We start from the raw sequence: 4,863 nt of genomic DNA, 5'->3' as shown, positions 1-4,863 counted from the left end.
CGGCGGTCTCGGACCACCGGCCGCCCGTTCTCGGCCCCGCCTCACGCCTTCCGGTCGTACGTCTCCAGCCAGGCGTCCTCCGCCGCGTAGTCGAAGAGCTTCTTCCCGTACGCCCGCAGCATGACGGGAAAGGCCTCCGTCCAGTCCTTGCCCTCCAGCTGGGCGGCGAGCCACCCGACCGTCTCCGGAAGCGACTCCACATAGCCCGTCACGGCCCGGTACCCGAGCTCCTGCTCGGCAGCCGACATGTCGTACACGATGGGATGGGCGGCGCTCCAGGGCGTCGAGCCGACGCCGTCCTCCCCGGGTGCGCCCGCCATCAGTACGGTCTCGGTCTTCCGGCCGAGCACCGCGTCGACGGCTTCGCCGATCTCCGCGACCGTCGGCGCCTGCGGGTCCCCGGCATTGAGCACCCGCGAACCGGGCCGCCCGGCGGCGAGCCGGATCAGCTCGGCCAGGTTGGATACATGGACCGGGTGGAAACGGGACGTCCCGCCGTACGAGAGCACCCGCCGCCCCCGGCCGTCCAGAAGCCGCTTGACGAAGTACAGCTCCCGGGGCGAGCGGCAGTACGCCCCGTGAATCGCCCCCGCACGCAGCAGTGTCACCGGCAGCGCGTCCCCCGCCGCGAGGAGACCCTGCTCCAGCTGAATCTTCCGCGTTCCGTACGTGGCATCGCCGGCCGGCACGGTGCGCTGTGTCTCCGGGACCGGCACGGGGTACCGCGGGGCTCCGTCGGGCTCGCCCTGTGTGTCGAAGCTGCGCCCCTGATCGTCCTCGTACACCGCACCGCTGGAGATGACCACCGCCGAACCGATCCGGTCCGCGAGGCCGGTCAGCTGCCGGGCGTGATCAGCGCCGTACGCCACCATGTCGACCAGCACGTCGCAGCCATTGCCCAGCGCCGCCGCGAGCGCCCCGTCCTCGTCCCGGTCCAGAGCCGTCGTGCGCACCGCGCCGTCCCACCGCGTGTCCCGGCCGCCGCCGCGTGAAGCGGCCGTCACCTCCCAGCCGTCCTCGACGAGCGCCTGCACGGCCACTCGCCCGATCTGTCCCGCCGCTCCCAGAACCCATGCGTTTCCCTTGGCCATGAGAGGCACGCTAGGGCGAGGCCGTCGACCGGACCAGCGGAGTTCACCCAGCGCGGATTCGCCGTCAGCGTCGCAACTTCGGGAACTTCTTCGACCGCCCGGCCTGCTCGGACTGCGTAGCCTTCACCTTGGTCGCGTACTCGTCGACGTACTCCTGTCCGAGAGACCGAGGAGCGCGTACATGATCTCGTCGGTGTGCTCGCCGCCATCGGCGAGCATCACCGCGAGATCGGGGGCGGTCCGGCCCGGGCCACGACCAGTGCCGCGTGGCCGAAGCGGCCTGAGCGCAGTGGACTACGCGCCTGTCAGCCCGGTGGCATCGGCAAGGTCAGCAACCGTTCCCCGGCGTGTCCGATCACCCTCGAACTGTCGGCGGAGACATGGAGTTCGGGACGAGAACCGATGCCCTTCACGCAGAAAGCGCCTTCCGTTTGGACCGATGGAACCCCTCGACAAGCTCCATCGTCCCGGCTCAGAAGGCACTTTCGGTTTTCCGCCCCGCGCCCGGCCTCATCCCGACCGAAACGGCGAGGCCAGTTGTCCGGGGTACTGCGTTGGGGAGAAGGTGCCCCAGAACACCAGGGAGTGCAGAGGTAAACCCGCCCGGCCCGTTGGGTCACGACGGATCACCAAGGACCGGGCACTGCGGTCGACGCCCGAGGCCCGGCCATTCACGGCTGTGAATCGCGTGCCGCAGCGTCATGGCCACCAACTTCCTGCGCGGGCGCTGCTACGGAGCCGGTAAAGAGGCACCGCCGGGCCGTCGGGCACTCTGCTTGCTGTCAGATTTGCTTCTGACCGTTGGATCCCTCCTCGCTGTAGAACCTCTTCGTTGAAGTCCACCGACACGGTGAGCACCGGGTTGGGCGCCGGGGTGAGCTCCACATGGACCCGGCGGCGCGAGGGTTCGAGCGCGGCCTCGGCCTGGGCGGGGGTGGCCCCCGGGGGCAGCGCGGTCAGAGGCCCTTGCAGCTTTCCGGGAAGCGTCGACGGCCAGGGCCCGGTGGTCGTGAAGTTGCTCGTGGTGGCGGTCAGGAAGCAGTAGCCCTCGGTCCCGTCGCCAGGACCACGCACCGTGACCATGTTGGCTCCGGGCGCGGGAACGCGGAACACGGTCCCGGCGGGCGATCGCGTGGTGCAGCCGTTCCCGCGGTGCTCCCAGTCCCCGAAGTAGTTCCCGAGGACATCGAGCCCCACGCCCAGGTAGCCGCGGTCCACACCGGGCAGGAACTCGGCGGTGGGGTCATCGTTGGGGAGCTTCTGCGCGTACCCGAGGCTGCCGCCGAAGGCGCCCGGGTGGGTCAGATCGCCATCACCGTTGACCAGGAAGAACGAGATGCCGTCGGCGGGCGTGGCTGGGGTCGTGCTTCCGTACTGCCACTGGTCGAATGTGACGTCGAGGCCCTCGTTGGCGGGCAGCGCCTGATTGAAGAGGACGGCCCCGGTCTGGTCATTGGACGCGTCCGTCAGCCGCAGGTAGCCGTGCGGTGCGCCGTTCGGGGGCGGTACAGGGCCGACTCCCGGCGGGCAACCGCCCAGCGGGTGGTCCCCCGGACCCGGTGCGGCGGCAGCCGGGGCTCCGGTGAGACAGGCCGATCCCACGCCGGTGAACTACTTCTGTTTCCATGCGCGGTCGGGGACGCGGCCGGTGACCTCCCCCGGCAGGTCGATGCCGGTCGCCTTGCCGAGGCCGAACCGGTGGGCGGTCCTGTAGAACCAGTCGTTGGCGTCCTCCAACCGGGGTCGGAAAGTCGTACCGGGGGGCCGAGACTAGGCGACTTTCCCGGCTCCGCGAAGCGCGATATCGCGGCACCCTCCATATTGAGTCACTCTTTAATTCGGGCATGCCGGTGCACGTGCCGGGCGTCGCCTCTGCGAGTGCCGTGCGGAGCTCAACCATGGTGTTCAAGGACTCCGCCCGGAGCCCGATCAGCCCTGTCGCGGCCGCATGTGTTCCGGCCGCTGTAGGTGGTGTTGTGTGATCCGGCCGCTGAGACGCGTGGCGGGCTTCTGTGGACCTTTTGATGCTCGGGCTGTTGCTTCGGGCCGACTGGGTCCAGTACCCGCAGACCGGCGAGCGCGCACCCACGAGAAGAACCGGCGGGTGCGGATCAACCAGTTCGCGACGCCACGCGACGGCATCATCGTGGGCGGCGTGTCGGTCACCGCACCGGCGGAGGCCGGCGGCGCGGATTTCAAGCACCAGCGGACGTACAGGAACGGCCTCATGCACGCACCGGTCACCGGATGCGCCTCCCGGGCCCATTGAGGGCGGGAGCCGCCCGGCCCGCTCATGCCGGAGTGAGGTGGGCGCGGGCGTACTGGTGGAGGAGCTCCGCTCCGACCTCTGTGGCCAGCAGGGAGGTGATCCCGGCGTGGTCGTAGAGGGGCGACACCTCCATCACGTCGAAGCCGACCGGCTTGAGGTCCCCCACGCAGCGCAGCAGGGCGAGGAGCTCGCGCGAGCTGAGCCCGCCCGGGGCGGGCGTCCCGGTTCCGGGGGCGAAGGCCGGATCGACTACGGCGATGTCGACCGAGACGTACACGGGCCGGCGGTCCACCCGCTCTCGGATGAGGTCGGCGGTCCCGCGCACCCCCAGATCCCCGAACTCGTCGGCCGTCACCACGCGTACGCCGTGGCCGCGGGCGTAGTCGAGGGAGTCGGGCTTCGGGTTGTGGCCGCGGATGCCGATCTGGACCATTGCGGACGGCTCGACGAGCTTCTCGTCGATGCCGTGCCGGAACGGGGTGCCGTGGTGGTACGGGCCGTCGAGGGAGGCCGGGCTGGTGTGGGAGTGCGCGTCCAGGTGCACCACGGCGACCGGGCCGTGCTGCTCGGCCACCGCGCGCAGGGCCGCCACGGTCACCGAGTGATCGCCGCCGAGCATCAGGAAGGCCGCGTTGTACCTCAGCAGGGCCGACAGGTGGTTCTGCGATGTCTCGATCGCGATGTTCATGTCGAACGGCGTCAGGTCCATGTCCCCGCCGTCGACGCAGTTGATCAGGTCGAAGGTGGCGCAGCCGCGGTCGATTCCGACGCCGTGGACGAGGCCCGACTCGTTGCGGATGGCTTGCGGACCGAACCGGGCGCCGGGGCGGTGACTCGTTCCTCCGTCGTAGGGGGCGCCGATGACCACGACGTCGTACCCACGAGGATCCCGTTCGTGCGGCAGGCGCATGAACGTGGGGATCTGTGCGTAGCGAGGCGAAACGTACGAGTCGATGCGCTCCACGGTTTCGGTTTCCCTCCTGGGAATCAGCGGTGGCTGGGGACGGGGCCGCCGGTACACGGGGCATGGACGGTCTCCGGGCTCCGTCAATGGGGGCGGTCCACCGACACCCTGGCCCAACGCGCTCTTGACACCCTCTCAGGGGCGTATCGAAACGGTGCGGAGAGGTGCAGCGGCGCGGAGACGGGGCAGGGCTGATGTGTTCGCAGGCGGCAAGATGTGATGGTGCGCCGGCTTCGGAGGTGCTTGGCTGAGATGCCGGGGCGGAATGCAGAGACGCGACACCAGAAGATCAAGGTTGCTGAGACCGAAGACCGGCCCGGAGCCGAGTCCGCGTGTCATCCTCCTGATCACCGTGCTCGCTGGCCACTGCGAGGACGCCGACTTGCCGTGCTCGCCTTGTGAGCCCGCCTTAGACCGACCGGCAAATGGGGGGCGGCGTCGCGTGGCTGGGCACGCACATCTGCCGCGTTGTCGTCAATCACCATGGCTCCTTCCCCAAGCTCTCGGCTGCGCTCGAGCAGGGGAGACCCCATCTGCCT

4 protein-coding genes and 2 pseudogenes are annotated in these 4,863 nt (G+C 69.8%); 1 reads left to right on the top strand and 5 read right to left on the bottom strand.

What is annotated here, in order from left to right:
- Nucleotides 1-41 precede the first annotated feature (41 nt).
- The 4 genes and pseudogenes from ABTZ94_RS36240 to ABTZ94_RS36225 all read right to left on the bottom strand — a co-directional run.
- Nucleotides 42-1,091 carry an NAD-dependent epimerase/dehydratase family protein gene (locus tag ABTZ94_RS36240; protein ID WP_351207492.1) on the bottom strand — a complete coding sequence of 350 codons (1,050 nt, stop codon included), beginning with the start codon at nt 1,089-1,091 and terminating at the stop codon, nt 42-44.
- 64 nt (nt 1,092-1,155) lie between these two features.
- Nucleotides 1,156-1,286, bottom strand: a pseudogene (locus tag ABTZ94_RS36235) (1-acyl-sn-glycerol-3-phosphate acyltransferase); the annotation flags it as partial.
- 504 nt (nt 1,287-1,790) lie between these two features.
- Nucleotides 1,791-2,693, bottom strand: a complete 903-nt coding sequence (locus tag ABTZ94_RS36230) for an L-type lectin family protein (protein ID WP_351207490.1) — start codon at nt 2,691-2,693, stop codon at nt 1,791-1,793.
- Between the two features lie 15 nt (nt 2,694-2,708).
- Nucleotides 2,709-2,825, bottom strand: a pseudogene (locus tag ABTZ94_RS36225) (penicillin-binding transpeptidase domain-containing protein); the annotation flags it as partial.
- 370 nt (nt 2,826-3,195) lie between these two features.
- Between ABTZ94_RS36225 and ABTZ94_RS36220 the strand changes: the two are divergent.
- On the top strand, nt 3,196-3,360 hold the full coding sequence (locus tag ABTZ94_RS36220; protein WP_351207488.1) for a hypothetical protein: 165 nt from the start codon (nt 3,196-3,198) through the stop codon (nt 3,358-3,360).
- Nucleotides 3,361-3,382: 22 nt separating this feature from the next.
- Here the strand turns inward: ABTZ94_RS36220 and speB are convergent, their stop codons facing one another.
- Nucleotides 3,383-4,324: an agmatinase gene (gene speB, locus ABTZ94_RS36215; protein WP_351207486.1), complete on the bottom strand. Its 942-nt coding sequence runs from the start codon at nt 4,322-4,324 to the stop codon at nt 3,383-3,385.
- Between the last annotated feature and the right edge of the window lie 539 nt (nt 4,325-4,863).

The organism is Streptomyces sp. NPDC002785 (assembly GCF_040295565.1).
In the GTDB taxonomy this organism is placed as follows: domain Bacteria; phylum Actinomycetota; class Actinomycetes; order Streptomycetales; family Streptomycetaceae; genus Streptomyces.
The sequence above is the reverse complement of the archived record's forward strand: the minus strand, read 5'-3'. Positions and strand labels throughout refer to the sequence as shown.